Annotated in this window: 25 protein-coding genes; 12 read left to right on the top strand and 13 right to left on the bottom strand. The window is 43.8% G+C overall.

Translation table 11 applies throughout. The features are described from left to right. The first annotated feature begins 58 nt into the window (after positions 1 to 58). A complete protein-coding gene (locus K941_RS0103735) occupies positions 59 to 832 on the top strand; it encodes a lysophospholipid acyltransferase family protein (protein ID WP_029102552.1) in 774 nt (257 codons plus the stop codon). 1 nt (position 833) lies between these two features. Here K941_RS0103735 and K941_RS0103730 read toward each other — a convergent pair whose 3' ends face one another. Continuing rightward, positions 834 to 1,847 (bottom strand): WG repeat-containing protein, encoded by a 1,014-nt coding sequence (locus K941_RS0103730; protein ID WP_029102551.1) that lies wholly within the window; start codon positions 1,845 to 1,847, stop codon positions 834 to 836. Between the two features lie 8 nt (positions 1,848 to 1,855). Next, on the bottom strand, positions 1,856 to 2,353 hold the full coding sequence (locus K941_RS0103725) for an FKBP-type peptidyl-prolyl cis-trans isomerase (protein ID WP_036387410.1): 498 nt from the start codon (positions 2,351 to 2,353) through the stop codon (positions 1,856 to 1,858). 118 nt (positions 2,354 to 2,471) lie between these two features. Between K941_RS0103725 and K941_RS0103720 the strand changes: the two genes are divergently transcribed. Beyond that, a complete protein-coding gene (locus K941_RS0103720) occupies positions 2,472 to 2,948 on the top strand; it encodes an energy transducer TonB (RefSeq protein ID WP_029102549.1) in 477 nt (158 codons plus the stop codon). A gap of 274 nt (positions 2,949 to 3,222) precedes the next feature. On the opposite strand, the gene K941_RS0103715 is transcribed toward K941_RS0103720, so the two are convergent. The 3 genes from K941_RS0103715 to K941_RS0103705 form a co-directional block, all read right to left on the bottom strand. Further along, positions 3,223 to 4,047, bottom strand: coding sequence for an HpcH/HpaI aldolase/citrate lyase family protein (locus K941_RS0103715; protein WP_036387407.1), 825 nt, complete (start codon positions 4,045 to 4,047; stop codon positions 3,223 to 3,225). 342 nt (positions 4,048 to 4,389) lie between these two features. Further along, complete coding sequence (locus K941_RS0103710; RefSeq protein ID WP_029102547.1) at positions 4,390 to 4,962, bottom strand: c-type cytochrome; 573 nt, start codon at positions 4,960 to 4,962, stop codon at positions 4,390 to 4,392. A 135-nt stretch (positions 4,963 to 5,097) separates the two neighbouring features. Then, entirely contained in the window at positions 5,098 to 5,301 is a 204-nt protein-coding gene (locus tag K941_RS0103705) for a hypothetical protein (protein ID WP_115341137.1), read from the bottom strand. Positions 5,302 to 5,439: 138 nt separating this feature from the next. On the opposite strand from K941_RS0103705, the gene ileS reads away from it, so the two are divergent. From ileS to K941_RS0103670, 6 genes are all read left to right on the top strand, one after another. Beyond that, on the top strand, positions 5,440 to 8,262 hold the full coding sequence (gene ileS, locus K941_RS0103700) for an isoleucine--tRNA ligase (RefSeq protein WP_036387405.1): 2,823 nt from the start codon (positions 5,440 to 5,442) through the stop codon (positions 8,260 to 8,262). Positions 8,263 to 8,338: 76 nt separating this feature from the next. Beyond that, a complete protein-coding gene (locus tag K941_RS0103695; RefSeq protein ID WP_029102544.1) occupies positions 8,339 to 8,701 on the top strand; it encodes a hypothetical protein in 363 nt (120 codons plus the stop codon). A gap of 752 nt (positions 8,702 to 9,453) precedes the next feature. Then, positions 9,454 to 9,693: a hypothetical protein gene (locus tag K941_RS0103685; RefSeq protein ID WP_029102543.1), complete on the top strand. Its 240-nt coding sequence runs from the start codon at positions 9,454 to 9,456 to the stop codon at positions 9,691 to 9,693. Further along, the gene (locus K941_RS0103680) at positions 9,683 to 9,982 is read left to right on the top strand and encodes a PIN domain-containing protein (protein WP_029102542.1); all 300 of its coding nucleotides are present in this window, start codon (positions 9,683 to 9,685) and stop codon (positions 9,980 to 9,982) included. The genes K941_RS0103685 and K941_RS0103680 overlap by 11 nt, the downstream gene beginning before the upstream one ends. Before the next feature lie 221 nt (positions 9,983 to 10,203). Continuing rightward, on the top strand, positions 10,204 to 10,734 hold the full coding sequence (gene lspA, locus K941_RS0103675) for a signal peptidase II (protein ID WP_029102541.1): 531 nt from the start codon (positions 10,204 to 10,206) through the stop codon (positions 10,732 to 10,734). Positions 10,735 to 11,004: 270 nt separating this feature from the next. Then, positions 11,005 to 15,372 carry a S8 family serine peptidase gene (locus tag K941_RS0103670; RefSeq protein WP_029102540.1) on the top strand — a complete coding sequence of 1,456 codons (4,368 nt, stop codon included), beginning with the start codon at positions 11,005 to 11,007 and terminating at the stop codon, positions 15,370 to 15,372. A 58-nt stretch (positions 15,373 to 15,430) separates the two neighbouring features. Here the strand turns inward: K941_RS0103670 and K941_RS0103665 are convergent, their stop codons facing one another. From K941_RS0103665 to K941_RS14640, 8 genes are all read right to left on the bottom strand, one after another. Beyond that, complete coding sequence (locus tag K941_RS0103665) at positions 15,431 to 16,195, bottom strand: sulfite exporter TauE/SafE family protein (RefSeq protein WP_036387403.1); 765 nt, start codon at positions 16,193 to 16,195, stop codon at positions 15,431 to 15,433. Positions 16,196 to 16,338: 143 nt separating this feature from the next. After that, positions 16,339 to 16,587 (bottom strand): DUF2789 family protein, encoded by a 249-nt coding sequence (locus K941_RS0103660; protein ID WP_029102538.1) that lies wholly within the window; start codon positions 16,585 to 16,587, stop codon positions 16,339 to 16,341. A gap of 122 nt (positions 16,588 to 16,709) precedes the next feature. After that, on the bottom strand, positions 16,710 to 17,207 hold the full coding sequence (locus K941_RS0103655; RefSeq protein ID WP_228130357.1) for a YggT family protein: 498 nt from the start codon (positions 17,205 to 17,207) through the stop codon (positions 16,710 to 16,712). A gap of 218 nt (positions 17,208 to 17,425) precedes the next feature. Continuing rightward, positions 17,426 to 18,268: a pyrroline-5-carboxylate reductase gene (proC, locus tag K941_RS0103650; protein WP_029102536.1), complete on the bottom strand. Its 843-nt coding sequence runs from the start codon at positions 18,266 to 18,268 to the stop codon at positions 17,426 to 17,428. 75 nt (positions 18,269 to 18,343) lie between these two features. Continuing rightward, entirely contained in the window at positions 18,344 to 19,798 is a 1,455-nt protein-coding gene (gene tilS / locus K941_RS14645) for a tRNA lysidine(34) synthetase TilS (protein WP_051225854.1), read from the bottom strand. A gap of 1 nt (position 19,799) precedes the next feature. Then, entirely contained in the window at positions 19,800 to 21,692 is a 1,893-nt protein-coding gene (parE, locus tag K941_RS0103640; protein WP_029102535.1) for a DNA topoisomerase IV subunit B, read from the bottom strand. A gap of 148 nt (positions 21,693 to 21,840) precedes the next feature. Further along, positions 21,841 to 22,056, bottom strand: a complete 216-nt coding sequence (locus K941_RS17325) for a helix-turn-helix domain-containing protein (protein WP_228130358.1) — start codon at positions 22,054 to 22,056, stop codon at positions 21,841 to 21,843. 150 nt (positions 22,057 to 22,206) lie between these two features. Next, complete coding sequence (locus tag K941_RS14640) at positions 22,207 to 23,352, bottom strand: hypothetical protein (protein WP_051225852.1); 1,146 nt, start codon at positions 23,350 to 23,352, stop codon at positions 22,207 to 22,209. A 158-nt stretch (positions 23,353 to 23,510) separates the two neighbouring features. On the opposite strand from K941_RS14640, the gene K941_RS0103620 reads away from it, so the two are divergent. The 4 genes from K941_RS0103620 to rclC all read left to right on the top strand — a co-directional run bounded on the left by K941_RS0103620 (position 23,511) and on the right by rclC (position 25,802). Then, the gene (locus K941_RS0103620; RefSeq protein ID WP_029102533.1) at positions 23,511 to 24,011 is read left to right on the top strand and encodes an isochorismatase family protein; all 501 of its coding nucleotides are present in this window, start codon (positions 23,511 to 23,513) and stop codon (positions 24,009 to 24,011) included. Between the two features lie 106 nt (positions 24,012 to 24,117). Beyond that, positions 24,118 to 24,435, top strand: a complete 318-nt coding sequence (locus tag K941_RS0103615; RefSeq protein WP_029102532.1) for an ArsR/SmtB family transcription factor — start codon at positions 24,118 to 24,120, stop codon at positions 24,433 to 24,435. 126 nt (positions 24,436 to 24,561) lie between these two features. Then, positions 24,562 to 24,786: an STAS domain-containing protein gene (locus tag K941_RS17485; protein WP_029102531.1), complete on the top strand. Its 225-nt coding sequence runs from the start codon at positions 24,562 to 24,564 to the stop codon at positions 24,784 to 24,786. Between the two features lie 431 nt (positions 24,787 to 25,217). Next, on the top strand, positions 25,218 to 25,802 hold the full coding sequence (gene rclC / locus K941_RS0103595) for a reactive chlorine resistance membrane protein RclC (protein ID WP_029102530.1): 585 nt from the start codon (positions 25,218 to 25,220) through the stop codon (positions 25,800 to 25,802). Positions 25,803 to 25,871 lie beyond the last annotated feature (69 nt).

The raw sequence follows: 25,871 nt of genomic DNA, 5'->3' as shown, positions 1-25,871 counted from the left end.
CTTGCAATTTTACTCAAACTCTTATACGATACGTCTTTTAATTGACAATGATAATCTTATGGCAAATTTTTTAAATAAACAACTAAAACGCACCAAAATTATCGCAGGCATGAGTAATACCTTGGTGGGGGGCTTTACTACCGCCAGACGTATTGGGGCATTTAAAACACCACCCAGAGATGTTTTGCCAAAATACATCCAAACCTTTTGCCGTAAAATGGTCAATTCCTTTGGTGTGGAAGTCGTGCAAGTTGAGCCTGTGCCACAGACACACGGACTATGGGTGTCCAATCACATCTCTTGGCTGGATATTCCTGTGGTGGGGTCGGTCGCTCCTGTGTTCTTTTTATCAAAGGCGGAGATTAGCGAGTGGTTTATTTTTGGCAGGCTTGCCAAAGCAGGCGGAACACTCTTTATCAAGCGTGGTTCAGGGGATGCTGACGGTGTGGCACGTCAAATTGCTGACTTTTTGCGTGGCGGTTCATCGGTGGTATTTTTTCCCGAAGCGACCACCACAGACGGCAAACAAATCAAAAAAATCCATGGCAAATTACTACAAGCAAGCATGGATACAGGCTTGCCCATTTGTCCTATGGTAATTGCTTATGTCAATGCAGACGGTACATTGTCGGACGACTGTGCGTATTATGACAAACGCACGATGGCAGAGAGCCTAAGACGAGTGGCGGACAGCGATGGGGTTAAGGCGTATGTGTTGCCCCTTACACCGATTTTGCCCGAAGATAAGACCCGTGCTGAGCTGACCGAACTATTACAAAAAGCGATGGAAGACGGCTTAGCAGAGCTACATAGACGGGTATTGAAGGTTTGATTTAGCGAATCAAACCAGTAGCCCACGCCCAAATCCTATCCCATAACCCACGCTTTGCTGTGGGTTCTTGACTGGGTGTTTGGTTGGGTGTGGCAAGTAGCCGACAGGATTTATCAGGAAACTCTGGGTTGTTAATCGCTTGCCCTGCAAGGTCTTGCAAAAATAGCGTACACTGCCCACCGTCCGTGCGTAGTTGCCATTCATGCCCATAGACATCGTTCCACATGGGGTAGCGATGTGATGAGAGTTTGACAATGAGCATCCCATTTCTATCTACAAAGCCCACTTTATACCCGCCACTGTCCAAATTTTGATAAACCCGTGATATGCCTTGCTCATCAAAAGGCTCCATGTTGTCATAGTCTTGTGTAAATACGTTTTTGTGGCGGTCTATCATCATTGCTTGGTTATCCACGCTCACCAAAAACCGCTCATCGCCTGCTTTATCGTCCAGTAGCCTTACCCAATCATAACGCCCTGCCAAGATGATATTGCCTTGCGTGTCCATAAAGCCACTTTGCCCGTCTGTATCGCTTTCAAAGCGTATCAAAACATCATTTTCAAAACGTAACCGACCACGCTGATAACCCAAAATAATCCCACCATCTACCCCATACATCGCCGAATATATACCATCATCACGCTCATCGGTGATAATGACTTTATCCACGCCATTAAAATCCCTAATGGGTGTATCAAAGATAAATGGCATGAGTATACGGTGCGTGCTGTCCACCACGCCCCATTTACCCTGTTTTAAAAAGGTGGCATGACCATCGTCCAAGCATGCCCCGTCATCATATTCAAGCGGTAACAGTACTTTGCCTGTGCTGTCCGCCATGCCGTATTTACCCTGTTTTTTGACAACGCCGAATATGTCGCTGTTTTCTGCGGATGTTGAGCAAATCACGTTTTCATCATAGCGAAAATCGCCCCAATCGGCAGGCTCTATGGATAACGCCCACGCTTGCGGTAGTGTGAGCATGGCAAATAAGGCGATGAGTGGTTTTTTCATGGGTTGTCCTAGACAAATTTTAGCCCACTTTCTCCCTTTGGTGTAACCTTAAAAATCTGCACCTTAAACAGCACATCTTGCCCTGCCAAAGGGTGATTAAAGTCCACTTTGACTTCATTATCATCAACATGGCAAATTACCCCCGCCAAGGTATTTTGACCTTTATCGGCAAATTCCATCATCATGCCGACCACAGGATTTGGCTCGGATAAGCTAAATTTGGTGCGGGGAAAGGTCTGCACATTTTCGCCATTCCATTCGCCAAAGGCTTGTTCTGGCGGTAGATGAGCGGTGCGGGTATCGCCTGCTTTTAGGTTGATGAGTACCTGTTCAAAGCCTGCCAGTAGGCTCTCATCGCCTACCGTCAAGGTTACAGGCTCATCTCGCCCAAAGGTGCTATCGATGACCGTGCCGTTTGGTAAGCTCACTTCAAAATGTAGCGAAACGGTACTGCCACTTGTGATACGGACTTCCTCGCTAGGTAGAATATTCATAAGGTTACTCATCAAAAAATAAACGCTAGTTTACCACAGCCGCACTTTATAGTAAAATGGACCGTCTTCTTACGAGGGGGCATGGGTGTCAAAGTGGCATTATCAAAGTAAATAAAACTTGGAGCAAATCATGAAATACACGGGTTTATTATTGGTGGGTTTGTTGATGGCAAATGCATCATGGGCAAGTCCTACTTGGGTTCAAAAACCAAATTTTGGAGAGCTTTCTGTCGATACATTGTATGAAAATAAACACTGTTATGACATTGACATGGCGTATTTTAATGATTGTGAGGCAGGCGTGACATTAACCCCACAATTATTCATTGACAAACAGGGCAACATTACGGCGGTGCATAATGTCAATACAGGCGATAGAGGTCTTGACAGGCAAATCATCACCGCACTTAAAAAAGGCAGATTAGCCCCCTTTGTGGTAGGCGGTGTGCCAGTATCGGGACGGGCGACTTTGGGTTTGGCGTTTGAGGGCATGACAAAAAAGCCAATGAATGCACAAAATGCCGAAATGATGAGGCAGATTTGTGCCAATGATGATGATTGTGATGATGAGCAATTAAAAGAGGCATTAAAGACAAAGGGGTTTTGAGGTTAAAAGTGTTTTAGTGAAATTTATATTTTAGAATATGGGGGGGTAAATCAGTTGCCCTAAGTTTTTTATAGTCAAAGAACTTTAAAATTGGTACAAAATTGGTTTTGTAAGTAGGTGCGTAACACGCACCTATGGCTTGTTGTAGTGTTTAGGTTTATTGGTTATACAACATGTTCCCACAAAGCCATATCAAATTTATAGTTCGGTTGGTATGGCTTAAAAACCGTTTATGATGTGATGACATTATGAGTGGTTTTTTTATGTCTAATATTTATTTGCCCAAAATCTCCCTTGCCCAAGTTATCACAGGCAAATCCACCATTTGTCCATCGATGGCAAATACTGCCTCTCCCGTGCTGTCGTGATGAGAGAGGACTTTTTTGGCAAAGCAAAGGTCGCCCTCTCGCTCGTTTAATGAGCTGATGATGGCAAGTTGTTTGGGGTGAATGGCAAGCACGCCCCCAAAGCCAAAATTTTGGGCGTGAGTGAGCCACGCTTTAAAGCCCCCATCGTCTTGAAAGTTGGGATAAATCGTCTCAATCGGAGCGGACAGCTCATTTGCTTGTGAATGTAGCACGAGTTCGGTGCGAATTTTATCAAACATCAGTGCTGAGGCTTTGGTGTTCATGGTCATGCCAAGCGATGTCAATAAATCCAAACAGCCATAGCTCAACGCCACAAGCCCCACCGCCCCTGCCATAGAAGCAACATTTAGCACGCCTTGCCCGCTCTCAATCATGGCAACCACAGGGCGAGCAGTCAGTTCATGAGCCAGACTGACCTGCTCGGCATTTTCGGCTTTGGGGAGTACCACCGTGCTGATGATGTCGTGCGACCGCACCCATTCACAGTCCAAACGAAACTCGCCATGAGACGCCCCATGTATCCGCACCCACAGCTCTGGCATGGTCTGTGTTTGCTCCATGGTGCCTAACAAATCATCAAGTTTGGCACGCACATCATTAGGCGAACGGTCGGCGGCGGCGTCTTCTAAGTCGATGATGATGGCATGGACGTGGGCAGTTATGGCAGGGTCGGTTAGGGCTTTGATGATACGCTTGGGGTGCGTGGCAGGTACAAATAGATAGGCAAGCATGGTAAATTCCTTTTGCAAATTAAATGTATTGTCATTTATTATAGTGGGGATGATTTATTTTTGCAAATCAACAAAAAACAATACACATCATCACTTGACAAAAAGTATGGCAAACATGGAATTTGCCTCATGCCATATTAATAGGGAATAATAAAGAATGCGTAACCGAAAAAATTATAAAAGAAAACGACACGGGTGGATTAGAAACTCAATAAATTAATGGCAGATAAAAAACCCAATAACAAAATTGGGTTTTATTTCAACATGATTTATTGATATTACAATCAGCGATATTTTATTAAATTTATCGGATAAATGATATTCTATCCGATAAACATCAATTTACTGAACTTGACTCACCATATAATCCACCGCCGCATATACCTCAGCTTCGGTAACATCCCCTGCCACCTGTGCTGGCATTTTACCAAAGCCTTTGGCGGAGTGTTTGTGCAGGGTGTCTATGCCCTTATCCAAGCGTTTTGCCCAGTCGGCTTTGGCGGTGAGTTTGGGGGCATCCAACAGCCCTTGCTCATGGCAGATTTTGCAAGTTTTCTCATAGCGCACCTTACCTTCGGCGATAGATAAAGCCTGTACTGGGGCGGGGGCGGTGTTTGCTTGCTCGGCATTGTCCACTTGGGCGGTCTCAACTGTACCCTTGTCGGTCTTATCAGATGTGGCAGAGTCGGTGGTTGCCACTTCATCAGCTTTGGAGTCGTCTGTCCCGACAGGCTCGGCGGTCTCTGGTGCGACTTCATCGGCTTTGGGGGTAGTGTCAGTCGGCTGGGCAGGGGCGGTTTTTTGGGTGCTAGGCTCGGCTTTTGGGGCGGGTTCGCTAGGCTTATCGCCACCACAAGCGGTCAAAAATAAGGCACTTGCCAATAATAATGATAGGGTTTTGCTGGGATTTTTCATAAGATAACCTTGCAAGTTGGCTGATAATTATCCTACTAATATACCGAATTTTTGTAAGGAATTAAAGCGGAAAATTGTAAAGATGAATTTTTGATGAATTTTATAAATGGGAATGAGAATTATAATAGAAAATTATTAAAACTTATCATTAAATTTAATCGTATCATTCTTTTTATAAAATTGCCAAAAATAATACAAACTTTCCAATACCATATAAATGGCAATAAAAGCAACAGCAGGATTATCATAATCCTTTTTAATAAAAACAAAATAACTCAAAATGACCGTACAAAATAGCATTGTTAATTTTGAAGTGGTTTTTCTGCTTAACTTTTTCATCATTATCCAGTTGCCAAAAATAGTATCTTAATCTACCAAATCCCCCCCAAAAAAGTCAAATTTCACGCATTACAACCTTTCTAAATTCAAGCATTTAAGGTATAATTACCCATTTTCTTTTATTTTTACGAGCCAATTATGACAGAACAAGCCCAAACCGACTACAAAAACACCCTAAACCTTGCCGATACCGCCTTTCCAATGCGAGGCGATTTGGCAAAACGAGAACCTGCTTGGCTTGCCAAATGGCACGCAGACGATGTTTATGGGCAAATCCGCAAAGCCCGCGGGGGGCGTGAAAAATATGTGCTACACGATGGCCCGCCCTATGCCAACGGTCAAATTCACTTAGGACACGTTGTCAATAAAGTCCTAAAAGACATCATCGTCAAATACAAAACCTTGGACGGCTATGACGCACCGTACATTCCGGGCTGGGATTGCCACGGTTTGCCGATTGAACAAAAAGTAGAAAATGAGTTTGGTAAAGTCGGACAACCACCCAAAGCGAACAAAAATGGCGAACCGATTACCGCCACCCAGTTTCGCAAAGCGTGCCGAGATTATGCCCTAAGCCAAATTGAGCTACAAAAGGCGGATTTTAAACGCCTTGGCGTGCTGGGCGATTGGGACAATCCGTATTTGACGATGAATTTTAAAACCGAAGCCGACATCGTGCGGACGCTTGGCAAAATCTACGACAACGGACATATTGTGCGGGGTATGAAGCCTGTAAACTGGTGCTTGGATTGTGGTTCTGCCCTTGCCGAAGCGGAAGTGGAATACGAAAATAGAACTTCCGATGCGATTTATGTCGGGTTTGATATTGTCAATCGTGGCGATTTGGGGGCGACCGCCAATTTGACAGGCAATTTACAAGCCGTCATTTGGACAACGACCCCTTGGACACTCCCTGCCAACCAAGCCGTTAGTGCCAATGCCGAATTTGATTATGCGATTGTCAAAACTGAAAAAGGGCATTTTATCATTGCCGAAAGTCTAAAAGACGACTTTACCAAAAATGTTAATTTAGAAAGCGTGGAAGTTATCGCAACGGTTAAAGGCTCAGAATTAACCACCCTAAACGCCCAGCACCCACTCATCAGCAACCGCCAAGTGCCGATTATCACAGGCGAACACGTAACGGCTGATAGCGGTACAGGGCTTGTCCATACCGCCCCTGCTCACGGTGTGGACGACTACAATGTCGGCAAGCTCTACAACCTACCGACCGAAAACCCTGTGGGCGGAAATGGCATGTATTTGGAAACCGCCCGTGTCTTTGTTGGCGAGCATATTTATAAGGCACAGCCAAAAATCATTGAAACTTTGCTTAACAGTGGGCATTTATTAGACCATAAAAAAATCAGCCACAGCTATCCGCATTGCTGGCGACACAAGACACCGATTATTTTTCGTGCCACGCCCCAATGGTTTATTTCTATGGAAGAGCAGGGCTTGCGTGAACAGGCGTTGCGTGATATTCCAAAGGTAACTTGGACACCAGCGTGGGGTCAAAACCGCATTGAATCAATGATGAACGGTCGCCCTGATTGGTGTATTTCACGCCAACGCACTTGGGGAGTGCCGATTGCCTTTTTTATGCACAAAGACAGTGGCGAGTTGCACCCCAATACTTCTGCCCTGATTGAAAAAGTCGCTGGGGTCATTGAACAAGGCGGAATTGAAGCGTGGTTTGACGCACCGATTTCAGATTTTCTTGATGAAAGTGATTGCCAAAATTATGTCAAATCCACCGACACGCTGGATGTGTGGTTTGACTCTGGCTCTACCAATTTTGCCGTTTTGGGTAGTCGTTCTGAACTAACCAATCCTGCCGATTTGTACCTTGAAGGCTCTGACCAACATCGTGGCTGGTTTCAATCATCGCTCCTTGTAGCCGAAAGCGTGTACGGTCGTCCGCCTTATAAACAAGTGCTAACGCACGGCTTTACCGTCGATGCAAAGGGTTATAAATTATCAAAATCCAAAGGCAATACCAAAGGCTTTGAACCTGCCGAACTTGCCCAAAAATACGGCATTGACATTGTCCGTCTGTGGGTTGGGTCGTCCGATTACCGCTACGAAATGGCGGTGAGTAAAGAAGGCTTTGACCGTGTCAGCGATATGTACCGCCGTATCCGTAACACCATTCGCTTTTTGCTTGCCAATACCGATGACTTTGACCCAAGCAAAGACTTGGTGCCAGCAGGCGAGCTTGTCAGCCTTGATAAATACATTTTGCACAAAGCCACGCAAGTCCAAAACGACATTCGCACCGCTTATACGGCAATGGATTTTCATCAGGTATGCCAGTTGGTAACAGGCTTTTGTGGGGCGGATTTGGGCGGATTTTACCTTGACATCATCAAAGACCGCCAATACACCAGCAAGGCGGACGGACACGCTCGCCGTTCGGCACAGACCGCCATTTATCACATCGCTCACGCCCTTTTGCGTTGGATTGCCCCAATTTTATCCTTTACCGCCCAAGAAGCGTGGGAAGTATTAAAACCCCTTAACAAAGAGCAAGGGGACGGCTATATTTTTACCCAAGAGTGGTACGACTTGCCAAAAGTCGCCCTAACCGACATCACGGACACAGATTGGCAAGCGATTTTGGCGGTCAAAGAAGTGGCAAATAAGGCAATGGACGATGCTCGCACCGATAAAGTCATCAACAGCAGTTTGTCGGCACAGCTTGACATTGTGGCGGACAGCACCACCTACCCAGCCCTTGCCAAATTGGGCGATGAACTAAAATTTGTGTTTATCACCAGTAGCGTCAGCCTAAATCAGGGCGATACACTTTCGGTCAAAGTCGCCCCTGCGACTGGCGAAAAATGCGTACGCTGTTGGCATATTTTGCCAAGTGTCGGAAGTGTTGCCGAACACCAAGACATTTGCCCAAGATGTATGGAAAATGCCTTTGGGGCGGGGGAAGTGCGGAAATTTGCTTAATCATAAAAACGGTGTATAAAGTTGTTTATGCACCGTTTTAGAATAACGCCAACTGTAAGGATTGTATTGGATAAATATGAAAAAATTTGCATTGGTATTATTAATGATTACCGCATTTATACTTGCAGGATTGGCTTTATCTGATGTTATTAATCGTTATCAGTTAATCGTTGCTCTGGCAATCATCAAAATCATTATTATTGTTATTGGTGTATCAACTGGTGCATTTAATAAAGAACCTGCTCAAATTAGTGATATTACAGTAGATACCCATAAGGATACTTATATTTATTGTGGGATTGGCGTTATTATTAGTTTGATGTTATCCTTTATTTATTTTTTAACGCAAAATCAGGTGTTTTTGGGATTATCTATTGCGGTATTTGTTGGTATTTTGGCAAAAATTTGGATGGCTTTACATTGGCAAGATAATCCGTAAGGTGCGTATTACGCACCCTTAAAAATCACAATTTAAATAAAATTGCAGTGATAATTACCGAGCCATAATTTAATGCGGTTTTGTAGGGGCGAATTGCAATTCGCCCCTACGGAGCAATGGTAAATTATTACAAATAAACCTAAAAACGGTGCATATTACACACCATTATTGTCAATCAATTAGAGTTACTGGGGTAAATAAAAATGCTAACCAAAATTGAATATCCTTGCCCAAATTGTTAAAATTTATTTGCACCCAAAATCTTAATCAAAAAACCATTTGAAGGAAAATTAAAGTCTTATCAATTTAAGCCAGCACCTAGTATTCATTGTCCGCATTGCGAGCAAAAATTAAACAAAATTTTTCCTGTACAATATGCTTGGGGCTTGGTTGGTTTGGTGCTTTTATTAGACTTCCTGCAAAACTAGGCTTTCCGTTCGCCCCGAGCTTGTTGAGGGGTGGCGGAAAACCGTTATGGTTCGACAAGCTCACCACGAACGGTTTTCCTTATTTTGGGTTTTGCAGGAAGTCTATTGTGTTCAATGATGATTGTGCAATTCATTTTTGATTTTCAAGTCAATAAAATAATTGAAAATATTATTATATTTTGTTGTTTCTTGATTGCCTATTGGTTATCCACACAAATTGAAAAACAAACCTATTATCAAATTAGTGATGAGTGATATTTTATTTTAAACGGTGCGTAATATGCACCTTATACTTAACTAACCATTTATTAAATAGGAAAAATTATGATTGAAATTGCTGTTCACGAAATCGCCAATTATGATATGGTGCAGATTCTACAAAAAGCTAAGCAGGGCGAAAAAGTAGCCTTAATTTATAATGGCACAACTTTTGATATAACGCCAAGCAAACCTTTGTCAGAAGAAGAGAAAAAATTTGCTATCTTAGACAATATTTTTGCCACCGTACAAGCAAAATTGCCACCAGATTTTAAATTTAACCGAGAAGAATTGTATGAGCGTTAATTCAAGTTATTTTATAGACAGTAACATTTTATTGTATTCTATTGGCGATGACCCATACAAAAAACAAATTTCCCAATCCCTGTTAAAAAATATTAATGTTGTTATCAGTACGCAAGTTTTAAATGAATTTTTCAATGTGGTTTTTAAAAAGAAATTGATTACGCCTGACGAGTTATTCTTATCCGCTCAAGGTTTTTCAGAAGTATTTAAGGTAATGGATATTAGTAGCGACCTTGTTATCAACGCCCTAAATATAAAAAAATCGCTATCAGCATTCTTATTGGGATAGTTTGATTGTTGCTACCGCCTTAAAATCAGGTGTTACAATTTTATACTCTGAAGATATGGCAAACGGTCAAATAATTGATAATCAATTAACCATTGTTAATCCTTTTAATCTATAAAATACCATTATTTAATACGGCTTTTTAGAGAAAATGGCAATTTATCTCTAAATAGCAATAAATTATTATAAAGAAACCCAACAATTAACCTTTTAAGAAATAAATTATGACCCAAAACACCCCCAATTTAGAATTAAATGGCAAATCCGCCTTTGGTTATTATATCATTGGCTTGATTGTTTTAATTTTTGACCAAATGACCAAAATCGGTTTTCAAAAATGGCTTGTTACCGAATTTAGTTCTGTGCCTGTGATAGAACCGTTTTTTAATTGGACTTTGGCGTATAATCGTGGGGCAGCGTTTAGTTTTCTTGCCAATCAAGGCGGCTGGCAAAAGTGGTTTTTTGCCATCTTGGGGACGGTGGTGGCGGTATTTATCATTCGCTATTTACGCCAAATTCCCAAAAGTGCCAAGGTATTATCGCTTGGTCTGGCTCTTGTATTAGGCGGGGCGGTGGGTAATGTCATTGACCGTTTTTTATATGGTTATGTGATTGATTTTATTCATATTCATTGGGGAGATGTTTGGCATTATCCTGTGTTTAATGTGGCGGACATGGCGATTATGGGTGGCATGGCACTTGTGGTGTGGGATATGTTGTTTTTTGAAAGTAAACGCAAAAATGGCGTATCGTGACAAATCAAACAAACAGCTTATTTACCTTCTTTATTTTAAAAATGCCTTTATTTGACAAGCGTTTGACGAATGAATTTATCAGTACCATTATTTTATCTTTACTTGTTTTTGCTTATTTTTCAATCAGATGGACAATGTTTATCTCACTGGTATAACAAAAACCACCGCTTGTCTAATTTTTTATAAAAAACGCACATTTTTTTACAAAACTGATTCAAAAATGTTACAATTTACCTATGAACATCCAATTTTATATTCATAGGTAATCGCATGAAACCCAACCATTCTTTTATCCTAAAACCCCTTGCTGTCTCTTGTTTTGTCGCAATGACCGCAACTGGTTGTGCCATCGATGACGAAATTAACGCCACTCAGCACTCCAACCTCATCATTAATAATGCCGACCCGTTCGCCATCAGCACCGAAGAAGCTCGCAAGCGTGCCGAGCTTGCAAAAATCGCCTATGACGAAGCCGTCAAGCGTGCCGAAGAAGCAGTAAAGACCGCCCACATTGCCAATGCCAATCTTGCAAGTCAAGCCAACAGCCTACAGAACACCATCAATGAAAAATACCAAGCTTGGCTAAAAGCCGAAAAAGAAGCCCTAGCACTTGCCAAACAAAAGCACCAAGCAGGGCTTGATAATGATGACACCAAAAAAGCGGAACTTGCCAAACTTGAAGCCCAATCCGAGCAGTTATTTGCTGAACTTGAAGCTGCTAGAGCCGAAGCAAATCAACTATTAGAACAGGCACGTATTGCCGAGACAAATCGCCTAAAAGCAGAACAAGAAAAGGCGGAAGCCGAAGCTAAGAAAAAAGCCGAAGAAGAAGCCGCCAGACGTGCCGAAGCAGCAGCGAAACAGTTGGCACAGACAAACGCCCAAATTGACAATGCCATCGCCACCAATAAGACAGCGACCGACACACTGGGCAATGCAAATACTCAAACCAAACAAGCCCAAGCCCAAGCAGGCAGTCCTGATACCGCTCAAAATGCCATCAATCAAGCTCAAAGTGCCTTAGACACTGCCCAGAACGCCATCAATCAAGCTCAAAGTGCCATCGACCAAGCTCAAACTGCCTTGGATGCCGCCAAAGCCACGGGCAATCAAGATGCCATCAGCCGTGCTCAGAACGCTCTAAACACCGCTAATGCTACCCTAGCACAGGCTCAACAAGCCGAACAGCAGGCAGGGAGCATCATCGTGCAGGCTCAAAGCGCCATTGACAATCACCACGCCCAGCAAAACAACCAAAATAACGAAAAAATCAACAACATCATCGCCACCGCCAATGCCATCCATCAGCGGGCAAATGATGTCATGGATGGACTGAGCACCACCCAACAAACTGCCGATGCCGCCACCACGCAGGCAAACGCCTTGGTTACCACCCAAACCGCCCAAAACACCGCTAATACCGCCCAGACTCAAGCAAAACAAGCCCAAGCCCAAGCCGAGCAAGCCTTAACGGATGCCCAAAAAGCACTGGCAGATGCCCAGGCCATCAGCTCTGACAATAATGCCATCAATGTTGCCAAAACCGCTGTGGCGACCGCCGAAAAAGCACTTAACCGTGCCAAAGCAATAAAAGCACAGGCAGAAGCCGTTGCCGAGCAAATCATCGTTACCGAAGCTCGTGCCTATATCACCCCGACTACCGATGATGTCATCAAAAAGCAAAAGCCCACCTACGAGCGTCAAGCCAACATCGCTCAGCCTATCGCCCAAGCAGAGACCATTACTGGCTACTCTGACCTGGATTCATGGGTAAAGGATGAAAACAAAACTGTTGGCAATAAAACAGAAATTTTTTATGGACTCAACCAACAGCAATATGCCAACAAACTGCATGAGCTAAAAACCACCATCAACACCACATCGCTTAGCGTGGGCGTGATAGACTCAGGGGTCAATCCTGATAACCCCGACCTTATCGGAGCCAATCTTAGTGGCACCAATCTTGTGGCTTGCTTTGCCAACAATAACTGTGCCGATTACCAAACTTATGAGCAGTACAAGCCTGCCGACGAGCATGGTTCCAATATGGCAGCCATCATTGCAGGCAATAACGGCATGACCAATGCGACCATTCATGCCTATACCGATGATGACAAAAGCAACGAAGGCGATGAATTTACCGCCATGCTAAAACTTAACGAAACCCAAGGCGTTCAGATTTTTAATAACTCATGGGGCTATGTACCAGATGCCAATCAAAGCAACAACCAATGGCTAAATACCGCCAAGGCACACACCCCAAATGGCGACACCAAAAACAGTGAACACCCGCAGGTTCTTGCCATTCATGAGCTCATTATGAACAAAGACGCCCTGCTCATCCATGCCACAGGCAATGAAGGCAAAGACACAACTTATGGAGAAAGACTCGCCCCTGAGCTCAACCCCGACTTTAAAAAAGGCTTTTTGGCGGTGTCATCACCCCGCGAAGACTTCCACCAAGCCAACCACTGTGGCGATGCCGCCCATTGGTGTCTGTCAGCACCATCCACCAGTGTCAGTCATGACAGCACAGGCAAGCTCATCAGCTATCAAGGCACATCGCCTGCCACCGCTCGTGTCACAGGTACCGCCCTACTAGTCAAGGGTGCTTATCCTTGGATGAAAAATGAAAATCTGGTGCAGACCCTGCTTAGCACCGCCCAAGATTTTGATGACATAAAAAAACGCAGTCCAACATACAAAGGGCTAAAACAAGTTGACACCAAGCCAAATGACAGGGACTATTATGTCTATGACAACAAGTATTACATAAAAGCAGACCTTTCATGGCATGAACGTCGCACCATTACAAACATCGGTGGCAAAAACATCACTCATGAAAGCGGTTGGGGTCTACTAGACACCATCGCTGCAACCCAAGGTTATGGTGGTTTTTACTGGGACAATGTCATGTTAGATGTCACAGGCAAAGACACCGTATCTGTCTTCTCCAATAACATCAAAGGCAACCATGGCTTTACCAAAGCAGGTGATGGTAAACTCATCCTAACAGGTAATAACACTTACAAAGGCGACACCGTCGTTACTGATGGCACCCTTGAAATTAATGGCGATAACGGCAACTCAGTCATCAATATCACAGGTGGCGAACTGACAGGCTATGGCACAACAGGCAATGTCAGACAAACTGGTGGGGCGGTCAATAACGAAGGCAACTTAACCATTCGTGGCACCTATACCATGAATAATGACAGCACCTTTAAGGCCAAATTTGGCAATCTTTTGACCGTCACCGAAAAAGCCACTCTGGACGGCACGCTTGACCTATATGATGAAGTTAAGCAAAGCGAACCACTAATCAAAGAGACAGGGTCAAAAACCACTGTACTACGAGCAGGTGAGCTAAGCGGTACTTTTGATACCGTCAAATCCAGCAATGCTCTATTTAGCATCATTAAGACCGAATATAGTGGCAAGGTTGGTACCGACGGCAAGACCACGCCTGACGCCACCACCAAAACTGATGTGGTGGTGAGTGCCAAACGTAACAAACTAAGCAATATGGGCAGCACCACCACTGCCAGTATCGGACGCACCAAAGTTGAGCAAAATTTAGATAAAGTGCTAAACGAGATAGATGCCAAAGACAGTGCAGGCACACTGGCTGGTAGCGAGAAAGGCTTTGCCATGGGCTTTGCCAACAAAATGTCAATGGCAACCAACAAATCCTTGCTTAGCACATCTGGCACGCCTGCCATCATTGGCAATAAGTACAATGAAGCTCTGTTTGGACTTGACCCTGCGTTTTATGCCAATAACGCCGTTCATGCCATCGAACAAAGTGGCACCCAAGCGACCAATTTTGCCAAAAACATGGCAAACACCGCCAACGGTGTATGGCTAGAGAGCACTTACCAAGAATATGAGCTAGACCTGCCAAGCAGTCAAAGCGAGCGTGAAGTCCGCAACCAAAGCATTGGCGTGGCAAAAACAGGTGAGCGTTTTGGCTTAGGCTTACAGCTTGACCTAGGTCGCCTTGAGTTGGACGAGCAAAACGGCAGTACCAACCACAACATCGAGACAGATGTCGCCACTCTAACCGTGGGTATGAATGGCGATGTGGGCAATAACGCCAAAGGTACGCTATGGGCAAAAGCAGGTGTACTAAACAGTAACGCCAAAAACAACACTCATAACAAACAAAAGTATGATGGTCAGCTCTATGCTGGCGGTGTCCATCTTGGCACTTCATACGCCCTAAGTCCCAATGCCAGCATCAAGCCTTATATCGGGGTTAGCTACCATCAATATCAGCATGACAATGCCCACTTTGATGACGGTGTTGTGATGGTCAAAGACATTGACGCCACTCGTTGGCAAGGCACCATTGGCGTGGATACCGAGTACCAAATCAACCCCCAATGGCAAGTCCAAGCAGGTCTGCAATACGACAACGCTTTTGAACAAGACGCAACGATTACCAGTGCTTACTCAGGCACCAATACTGACGTCACCTTTGATGCATGGGAGACTGGTAAAGATAAAATCCAAGCCAGAGTTGGTACCAGCTATCAGATTGACCCAAGAAACCGTGTCAGCCTAGATTATGACTATTTCAAGAGTGAAAAATCTGACGGCGACCGTGTACAGCTTACCCTAAGCAGTCGTTTCTAAGCCATTACAGCAAAACAAAAACGGTTCAAATTGAACCGTTTTTGTTTTAAAGATTTTATCACAAAATCCGAATCCCCTGCCACAGAGTATACACCCCAAGCACAAACAGCACGACCGAGATGACATGACCAAAGACTTCTTGAGAGAGTCTGTTACGCACCTTTGAACCCAAATAGACAAACAGCATAGAAATCACAATCACGATTCCAAGCATGGCCATCTGCTTTTGGCTAAATGCCATGATGAGCGGAGTCAAGGTAAATAGCTGAATGACTTTGGTAATCAAAATACTCATGTTATTGACAATCACCATCTCATGCTTGGTGCGGTCTGTGCCGATAAGATAAATCATCAAAAACGCCACAATGGCATTGGTAACACCGCCGATGACCCCAACCAAAAACCCCGCCACCGCCATTGTTTTTTTATCTCTTTTAAAGGTAATTCTAAACCTGCTGTATTGGGTAATAATATAGACAATGAGCGTCAGACCCAAAAAGATTTTTAGATAACTATCAGGAAACAGTAGAAGCAGTCGCACCCCAACCAAGCCACCCAAAAAACTCATCACAAACAGCCAAAAGTACTCTTTACTGTATTTGATAATGTTGGCAATAATACCCCCACCCGTGCGAAGCATGATGAGATTTAGGATGATACACGGCACAATAACCATCGCCACCGCAATTTTAAGCGGATAAAAACTGGCAATAATCGCGGTGCCAACAATAGGATAGCCAAATCCTGCCACACCATGCAACAACGCCCCAAGTACAAAAAAAACAATGATAATCCAATCATTATTATCAAATTGTGATAGCATGAACTGCCCTTATTCCAAATCATAAAAACGTGGGCAATTATCGCAAACTTTATCCAAAAAGTAATATGCACGATAAGTCATTGCTTATTCTAAAAACGAAAAACACCGCATAAAGCGGTGCTTTCAAGCCTTTTTGTATGAGTTTAGGCAGGTTTATTTTCTTCATGCAGTCTTGCATTTAGCTCATCAATAACAAGCGACCAAACTGCATCTAGCTTCCATTCTTCACGAATAAACATACTTTGTTGCTCATCTAAAAATGGGGCATCTGCCAATGTCACATTCTCAGGCAGTTGATTGTTTTTGATAAAAGCATCAATCTCGCTATCCGAGTTTGGCAAACCAAGCTGGGTAAATAGGTCATTCATGGTGTGTTCAGCATTGTCTAACATGGTATTCTCCAAAGTAAATAAATGAATGGTAAGTCCTTAAACTTGTTTTTAATTCTAACAAAATTTGGGCTTGATATTGTGTGTTTTATGTGCTGATTTTTATATAAATGTAAAAGGCAGAACTACACCAACGCCGACAAGATATTACCGCCCACAATGCGAATGCCCATCTCCAAGAGTGCCAACACCAAAATGGCAACCAATGTCGAAAAGTCAAGCATGCCCAGATTGGGCGTGATTTTGCGAAATGGGGCGACAATCGGCTCTGCCATCTGCATGATAAGCTCCATGAGTGGGTGCATGACCTGAAACAGCATGATGACCCAGCTTAGAATGACCGACGCAAACACGATATACTGAAACATATCAATGAGCGAGAGTATCGCCGTCAAACTGCCACTAAAAAACAGTACAAACGGGGTCATGGGCTTACCCAAAATACTCGCCATGCCTGCAATCTTGATAAAGGTCAAAAGTAGCATCAGCACCACCGCCGATGTACTAAATCGCCCCTTACCCAAATCAGGAAAAATCCGCCCAAACAGCGTAACCACTGCCGAGAGCATGTAGGTAACTTTGGCATAAGGGTGCTTAGGGTCAATCTCAGCGAACTGAAACATAAACCTTAAAAAACAAATGATTAAGGCAAAATTGACAACGACATTAAAAATAATGGTAATCGGTTCATTCATAAGTGGCAGTTTCTATCATTGGTCATTATTAAAATAATGTGGGTAAATCATTATGGAGTTAAGTTTTAGAGTAACTATTTTTAAAATTAATATAAATTGTAAGGTGTGATACGCACTGTTTTGGTTAATTTATCAATAAATTTTAATCATTTATCATCAAATAACGCACCCAGCTCTACACTTCTGTCATAACACGCCACCATCGCTCGCCCAAACGCACCGCCCACGTCATCACGCTCCAACGAAGCCAATGCCTGTGCGGTCGTTCCGCCTTTTGATGTTACGCTCATACGCAGTGCCTGTGGGTCGCCATCTTTGGCAAGTAGTCCTGCCCCTATCATGCTCTGCACCGCCAAACGATGAGCGTCATCGGCAACGAGTCCCATCTCTACCGCTTGGGCGGTCATGTGTTCTAGCACATAAAAAAAGTACGCAGGGGCAGAGCCTGCCACCGCCGTTACAGCGTGCAGTTTGGTCTCATCGTCCACCCATACCGCCAAGCCACAGCTTGTCATGACCGCTTCGCACACATCCTTATCGGACGGGTTTGCCGTCTTGTCGGCATACAGCCCTGTCGCCCCTGCTCCCACCGCAGACGGCAGGTTTGGCATGGCACGCACCACACGCCCACAGCCTAAGACTCGTTGGAGTGTCGCACATGGCACGCCTGCCAGCACCGACAAGACGAGCTTGTCCGCCAAATATGGGGCAAGGCTTGGGGCAACGTCCATCAGCGCTTGGGGCTTGATAGCAAGCACTACCACGTCCGCCTTTATTATCAACTCATGGACGGTGTCAGGCGTGGTGGTTAATACGCCTTGATTGGCGAAATGCTCTCGCTTGTCGACATTTTTGTCTGATACACCAACGGTTAAGGTCAAATCATGGCAATCTTTGGCGGTCAATAACCCTCCAATCATCGCTCCTGCCATGTTACCGCCACCGATGAATACCACTGTTTTGTCTTGTAATGCGTGAAAGTCCGTCATGTTGCCCTGCCACTGCCCTTTAAAATTCTAACCAATCCGCCATTTTACATGAAATGCCCTAATTGTGCAAAAATTTCATGTCCTATCCACCACAAGCAACGTCCGCCCCCACCGCCCATCATCAAACACCCCACGCAAGGCGTAAAACATAGCACTGTCAGTCAGCCACCACTTATCCATGCTCATCACAAGTACCATCTCATCATGAACATACAGCCCCCACAGATTGGTACGGTGCCATGTGGGAATGCTTAGGCGCTGGTAGAGTTTTTTACCGCCAAGTTTGGTAAAGCCGATTTGGGTTTTGCCGTCCTTATCCACATACGGCTCATAAATCCGCAGCCGCTCATCACGGCTCACAGACTGAATATAAGCCGATTTATCCGCAAATAATTCACGCAAACCATCATGAAAATCCATAAAAATGACAAACGTGGTGTTTTGTTTTAGGATAATTTTAGATGAATTTGGGGCGATTTTGTCATCGCTCATCTCATCTTGTAATAACATAAACAGCTCATGATGATAGCGGTACAGGGTGTTTTTATAACGGCACAGCACCACCGCCCTGCCATTACCACCCACGTCATCGCCATCACCACCTTGCCAAAAAATCTGTGTACTATGGTCGCCATCAGTACGAGCGGTCAATGCTAGGGTGTCGCTGACGGTCTGATAATTGGGCGGTAAGGGATTATCCGCTTGCACAAAAAACCGCACCACCGCCGACTGCTCATGTGCCGACAGCAGGCGTAATGCGTGAATGTCCAAACAGCCCACAAAAGGCGTGTGGGGCGTGGCAAGAGTACATTTTTTAACCAATTCAAACACCGTGTCACTGATGAGTGCGTGAGCGTCATTCATGAGATGTGCGGTGCGAGCGATGTTTTGGCGAACCTTTGGGTTTAGGGCGGACAGGCGTGGCAGGATGTCGTTACGGATAAGACTGCGAGCGTTGTCGGTCGTCTCATTGGTCGGGTCGTCCACATAGGGCAAGGCGTGGGCGTGGGCAAATGCGGTAATCTCATGGCGAGATACGCCAAGCAAGGGGCGATGTAGGTTCATGGTCCGCCCTTGTACAGTTTTGGTACTCCACGCTCTCATGCCTGATAAGCCCTGCACGCCTGCCCCGTTGATGAGTCGCATAAGTACCGTCTCGGCTTGGTCATCGGCATGATGCGCCACCAATAGCACGCCATCGTCCACCATCGCCCCCATGAGTGCCTGATAACGGGCGGTGCGTGCCGATGTTTCGGTTTTTTTGGCAAGCGTTAAAGGCAAAATTTGCCAGTCAAATCCATGCTCGTCTGCCCACGCTCCCACCAGTCTCGCCCAGTCGTCATTTGCCTGTTGCATGCCGTGATGAACGTGCAGGAGCGTGGGTAGCCTGTCCAATCTGCCCTGCTGATACAACAGATAACAGCCATACGCCAGAGCGAGCGAGTCTCGCCCACCACTACACGCCACATATAAAGGATAAGGCACGTCATTTAGGGCGGACAAGGCGGACAAAATAGGGCAAGCGGTCATCTTATACCGCCAAATCCGCCAAATCGCCCTTACTTTCTAGCCACGCCTTACGGTCGGACGCTCGTTTTTTGGCAAGTAGCATATCCATCACGCCACTGGTTGCGGTAATATCATCAATGTCAAGCTGTACCAAACGGCGAGTATCAGGGTTCATGGTCGTCTCACGCAAATGGTCAGGGTTCATCTCGCCCAAGCCCTTAAAGCGGGTGATTTGCGGTTTGCCTTTGGATTTGGTCTTTTTCAAAATGGCGTTCAATTCATCATCGTCCAAGGCATAATGCACGTCCTTGCCAATGTCAATGCGATACAGTGGGGGCATGGCGACAAACAAATGCCCTGCTTCCACAAGCGAACGAAAATGCTTGACAAACAACGCACAAATTAGCGTGGCAATGTGTAAGCCGTCCGAGTCAGCGTCCGCTAGGATGCAGATTTTGTCATATCGTAATTCGGATAAGTCATCAGACGCTGGGTCTACGCCTATGGCAATGGCAATGTCGTGTATCTCTTGGCTGGATAATACGGTGTCGTGCGAGACTTCCCATGTGTTTAGGATTTTGCCACGCAGGGGCAGTATCGCCTGAAAATGACGGTCTCGGGCTTGTTTGGCAGACCCGCCTGCACTGTCGCCTTCCACCAAAAACAGCTCCGCTCCGTCTTTAAATTCGCCCTTACAATCGGCTAGTTTCCCCGGTAAAGCAGGGCCTTGGGTGATTTTTTTGCGGGCGACTTTTTGGGCGGATTTGAGCCGTTTGCCAGCTTTACTGATGGCAAGCTCGGCAATGGCTTTGGCGGTGTCGGGGTGGGCATTTAGCCATAGACTAAATGCGTCTTTGGCAAGGGTTTGCACCAGCGGAGACGCTTCACGGCTTGATAGACGTTCTTTGGTTTGACCGCTAAACTGTGGCTCGGCAAATTTTAAGGACAAAATATAATTGACCCCGTCCCACACATCATCGGCGGTTAGGCGGACGTTTCTGGGCAGTAGGCTATGAATTTCACAAAACTCACGCAGTGCGTCCGTAATGCCCGTGCGTAGTCCATTGACGTGCGTACCACCTTGTGCGGTGGGGATAAGGTTTACATAGCTTTCGCAAATGGGCGTGCCTGATTCGGGTAGCCACGCTATGGCAAAAGTCGCCCCACCACGTTCGCCCCCTATTGGTTCTTGGCTAAAATAAAATGGCACCTCAGGGATAATGGCAAGCTCGCCAAGCTGTTCAGTCAGATACTGCACCACGCCGTCTGTGTATTGCCAGCTTTCGCTATCGGACGGTTCGGGCTCACTCACAAAGTCAATTTTTAGCCCTGCTGATAGCACGGCTTTGGCTTTTAGGTTGTGTTTTAAAGATTTGATTGAGAATTTGGGATTGTCAAAATACTGCTCATCTACCCAAAATCGCACCTGTGTGCCACGTTTTTTCTTATTGGGGGACGGCTCATGGGTTAGGGGCGTTGTCGGTACGCCATGTTCAAAACTCATCTGATACTGCGTGCCGTCTCGCCACACCACCACGTCCACACGCTTAGATAAAGCATTAACCACGCTGATACCCACGCCATGCAGACCGCCACTAATGGCATAATTGTCCGTGCTAAATTTGCCTCCTGCGTGCAGGCGTGTCAAGATGAGCTCCACGCCCGACTGCTTAAATTCAGGGTGAATGTCGGTGGGCATGCCCCGTCCGTCATCAAGCACCGACAGCGAGCCGTCAGCGTGCAAGGTTACGGTAATGTGCTTAGCGTGTCCTGCCAACGCCTCGTCCACCGAGTTGTCAATGACTTCTGCCGCAAGGTGGTTGGGGCGTGTGGTGTCGGTGTACATCCCCGGGCGACGGCGGACGGGTTCTAGCCCTTCTAGGACTTCTAGGTTTTGGGTGGTGTAGTTGGTCATTGTGCTTTTATGAATGTTAAAAAGGGGTATTGTAACCGATTTTGGCAGATATTTAAATTTGATGATTAAAATTCTTACCAGTCAGCTGGCCCCCAAAACTCTTCCTAAAACTTTGCGGACTGACACCAAAACGAGCCTTAAACTGCATTCACAAATTGCTTGCCGTGCCAAAACCTGTCTTATCTGCAATGATTTCAATCGGCAAATCCGTGCTTTCCAAATAGTCTTGCACTTTTGCCAAACGCTTGGCGGTCAGCCACTGGCTCAAAGTCATTTGCGTGGCGGTTTTAAAATAGCGGTTAAAACTTCTTTTGGACAAATGCACTCTGTTTGCCAAATCGTCCAATTTATGATTATCCGCCAGATTGTCGCTTAAAATCGCCTTGCCATTGTCGCTACATACGGCAAAATCAAACAGCTTTTGCCCTTGATAAGTGGCTTGAAACAGCGAAAAGGGAATGTTAAAAACAAAATCGTTACAGCCGTTTTGGGCGTAAAGAACTAGGGTTGGGGATTAGTCATCTACTTTTGCCCCCTCCCAAACCTTTGAGTAGCCCAATTTTTCTAAACCCAATTTAATTCTTTGAGAATTTTTAATACTGTATTGATAATTAGATTCTACTTCATAATCAAGCTCATCAATTTTCATTTCATTTAAATATTTTTTATACAAAATATTATAATCCTCAGAATAATACTTCCCGTCAATTATGGATGTACCCAATTCAATCAATGTTCTTAGACTGGCAACTTCTTCTAGGTTAAATATTTCCATATCTTGAAATGATATATCTTTTTTGATAATTGAAATCAACTTTTCTTTATCTATTTCCAATTCATAAATGTTTGGATAAATATAGGTTTTAAATTCTATATGATTGTCAATAATTTTAATTACATCAGAAAGTTCCTTAGAGCCAATTTTGTATTCATTTTTTATACTATTTTTAATACAATCAAATGATAAGTCATTCCATTGTGAACGAACTGGTAATTTTTTAGCTATAATTTCAATATCTTTTCTGCTTAAATGTTTTGTATATGTTCTTACTCTGTATTCGTCAATTAAAATATCCATAACATTAGTAAAATTTAAAAATACTTCTGATAATTCATTAAACTTCTCATAAAAGTTATACAAACCTATCACCGAATAATTAGTTAAATGTTTTTGTGAATAATCTTCATTATAAGGATAGCGGAATGTTTCGCCAGTCAAATCAATTTTGGAAAAATCATTTACATATGGCTCAATAAATGGAATGAAATAATCAATTCTATCATCAAATGTATCATTAACAATTTTTTTGAATAATTCCCATAGTTTTTTAATATCGTGCGTCTTTGTTATTTTATTTTCTATATTATCTTTAATTTTTAAATAGTTAATCGCGTGAATTTTTTGCTTTAAATACAATTCAACAAAGTGTCTTGCTGAAAATAAGATTGGATAAATTGCAGTATCAACATTCCAAAAACTAACATTCTCAGGAATATGCTCATTAGTTTCAAATGTAGCCAACACCGATTCAAGCATTACCAAAACAGCTGATTGATACCCTTCAATATAGGTATTTATAGATACAAAACCATTATCGCCTACACATGCATTGTAGTTGATATTAAAATCTTCTGGCTTGAATAAATTTGCCGTTTTCATTAAACAAATCCTTAGATTGAAATCTTGTCAATTATACCACCTTTCACACCAAAATAAAAATGGCAAAATCCTTGCGTTGATTGGCAATATTGCCTATTTTGACATAAGAAAAAAATCATTAAAATACGCCCGTTATTTAGCCAAACTAGGAAAATCCTATGAAAACCGCCCTACTTATCATTGATGTGCAAAACGAATATTTTGCGTCTGCCAATGGCAAATTTGACCAATTTAATGTGGACACCATCGTCCAAAACATCGCAGGTTACGCCAAAACTGCCGAGCAAAACGGAGAGCTTGTCATTGGCGTTCAGCATTTAATGGCAAAAGATTATCCACTGTTTGCCGAAGGCTCGCACGGTGCAAAACTGCATTCATCGGTTGCGGGCATTTTGGCGGATAAGCCGTTGGTACAAAAGAGACACGCTGACAATTTTTTAAACACCAATCTCATTGAAATTTTAAAAGAAAATGGCACCCAGCAAGTGGACATTTGTGGCATTATGACCCAAAACTGCGTCACCCATACCGCACTTTCGCCCCTTGCCAAAGCGTATAAAATCCGTGTATTATCAAGCCTTTGCACCGCACCGACCGAGCTGATTCATCAAATCGCACTTGGGGCGTTGGCGGACAGAGCGTGGATTGAAGTGATTTGAATGGATAACAGCACCGTTTGCATATTGTAGGCGGTGTTTTTTCTTGACTTTCCCCCAAAACCGCCTATAATAAGTCTAAATTTTTAAACCTTTAAGCCCAATAATTATGAACGAACAAGCCCACGCAATGCAGTTAATGAAAGACTGCATTCCCATTTTTACCGTACTTTCGGACGAAAACCGCCATTTGATTTTGAAATTATTGCTGGAAAATGGGGCGATGAGAGTCAATGACATTACTGAAAATCTGCACCTGTCTCGCCCTGCGGTGTCGCACCATTTAAAAATTATGCTTTCTGCCAATGCCGTGAGCGTAGAACAAATCGGCAAAGAACGCTTTTACAGTTTGGCGATGAAAGATGAAATTGAAAAAATGGGTGAACTTGTTGAATTGATGAAAAAATATTGTCCGAGTAATGCGTAAGGTGCGTAATACGCACCATTTTAGGCGTGAATTTTTAAGGGTGCGTGGTACGCACCTTACAGATTAGGGGTATTTACAGGTGTACTGATTTCAGTTCTGTTTTTTGCCCATAAAATCGCACGATTTATGAATGTCCAAAAACTACCCACCGAATCGACTGATGATTTGGCATATGAGGTTACAGGGCAAGTATTTTTTGCCTCTGCCGATAATTTTATCGCTCAATTTGACTTTAGTACACAACCAAAAACTGTGAGCATTGATTTAACACACGCCCATTTTGGGGATATAACCGCCATCTCATCGCTTGATAAAGTGGTGTTAAAATACCTAAAATGGGGGCAGATGTGAGTATTTTTGGGCTTAATGAAGCAAGTCAAACACTTGTGGATAAATTTGGCGTGCACGACAAAACAGACGGCGATGTTATTTTTGGGCATTAATTGTAATAAGACCCAAGCTATGCCTTTACACAAGATTTCTGTCTTTTGTCTGCTTGATTGGCGTGCTGTGCAAGTGCCTGCCATGTTGTCTTTGGTGTGGTTTATTAATTGATAATCTTCAAAGTGATTGCTTTTGATGATGATTATCAAAATAATATGTATTAAACTATCTATTTCTTATAAAAAATTATAATAAGTTAATGTTTGTATTGAATGCAGCATTAAAAAGATATACAATGAAACCAAGCCAAGTATGGCATGCCATAATTCTTAGCGGTGGTTATACATCTGGTATAGACATAAAGGGATTGTATGTGGACGCTAAGTATGGAGAATGTTATGAGTTTATACGATGCCTATCAAAGTTTTGTTGAAAAAGTAGCCCGCTCTGAAAACATCGGTGTGCATCTGTGCCGTATTTCTATTGCCATTGTGTTTTTATGGATTGGATGGCTAAAATTTATTCCCTATGAAGCTGACAGTATTGTACCATTTGTTGCTAATAGCCCCTTTATGAGTTGGCTTTATAATGACCCTGCTAATTATTTGCAGCACATGAATGGTGAGGGTGTGCTAAATGAGGCTAACCGTGCTTGGCACGAAATGAACAACACCTATGGCTATTCTAATGGGCTTGGTGTGGTGGAGATTACTTTTGCACTTCTTTTATTATCGCATTATATCTCGCCTAAGGCTGGCTTAATTGGTGCAACACTGTGCTTCTTAACGCCATTTGTAACTTATACTTTTTTAATTTTTACGCCAGAAACTTGGGTACACGGAGCAGATGCCCATACAGGCTTTCCTTATTTATCAGGGGCTGGGCGATTGGTTTTAAAAGATGCCATGATGACAGCAGCAGGTTTTGTGGCGATGGTTGATTCTGCCAAAGCAATTTTACGCAACCAAAACAACTCTGTTTAAAAAGCCTATCAAACAAAAACCCCAATTTTGTTAATTGGGGTTTTTGTTATAACTGTTTAAGAACCTAGG

Origin of the sequence: Moraxella caprae DSM 19149 (assembly GCF_000426885.1) — a bacterium.
GTDB classification, from domain to species: Bacteria; Pseudomonadota; Gammaproteobacteria; order Pseudomonadales; family Moraxellaceae; genus Moraxella; species Moraxella caprae.
This window is presented reverse-complemented; position numbering and strand designations above follow the sequence as displayed.